Annotated in this window: 1 protein-coding gene; it reads left to right on the top strand. The window is 58.1% G+C overall.

Features of this window, described 5'->3' with window-relative positions; genetic code table 11:
• On the top strand, nt 1–934 hold a 934-nt coding region (locus GTGU_RS23410), incomplete at both ends, for an AAA family ATPase (protein WP_245609647.1).

Below are 934 nucleotides of genomic sequence, written 5' to 3'. Positions count from 1 at the left end.
TTACCATGACGCAAATTAACCATGATGCTATTCGTAGTGCAGTTCGCGAATTAACTGACAATAAAGTTATTTCCGGTGCCGCGCTGGCACGTGAAATTGGTACTTCCAACGCGACTGTTTCCCAGTTTCTGAGCGGGAAATATAAGGGCGATAACGATACCATCGCTGCCAGCCTGTCGGTCTGGCTGGAGAATCGCAACACGGCCAGAACCACCCTGCCGGTGGCCCCGGACTTTGTGGAAACGCCGACCGCACAGAAAATCGTCACCACCCTGACGTGGGCGCAACTGGCCGGAACGATCGTACTCGTTTACGGCAATCCGGGCGTCGGCAAGACAAAAGCTATCCGCCATTACGCTGACTGCGGTAATAACGTCTGGCACATCACCGCCAGCAAATCCCGCAGCAACGAACTGGAAACCCTCTACGAGCTGGCGCTGAAGATGGGCATCAGCAATGCGCCATACCGCCGTGGCGCGCTTTCCCGCCTGTTGCGTGAACGTCTGCCGGGCACGCGTGGCCTGATTGTCGTGGATGAGGCTGACTGGCTCAGCCTGGACGCGGTGGAAGAGCTGCGCATTCTCCAGGAGGAATGTGGTGTCGGGCTGGCGCTGGTTGGCAACCATAAGGTCTATGACCGTCTCACCGGCGGTCAGCGCAGCGTCGACTTCGCCCGCCTGTTCTCCCGCGTGTCCAAGAAGTTCGTTATCAACACGGTTTCCGCTGGTGACGTGGAGAGTTTCTGCGATGCCTGGCATGTCACCGGTGATGACGAACGTAAGCTGCTGAAGGCTATTGCCCGCCGTCCAGGGGCGTTGCGTTCCCTGTCCCATATTCTGCCGCTGGCCGGTATTTACGCGCAGGGAAAAGGGGAAGCCATCGGCACCGCACACATCCAGTCCGCCATGCTGGAGCTGGGTCACAGTGGTATTAC

It is taken from the genome of Trabulsiella guamensis ATCC 49490 (assembly GCF_000734965.1).
Taxonomy (GTDB): Bacteria; Pseudomonadota; Gammaproteobacteria; order Enterobacterales; family Enterobacteriaceae; genus Trabulsiella; species Trabulsiella guamensis.
This window is presented reverse-complemented; position numbering and strand designations above follow the sequence as displayed.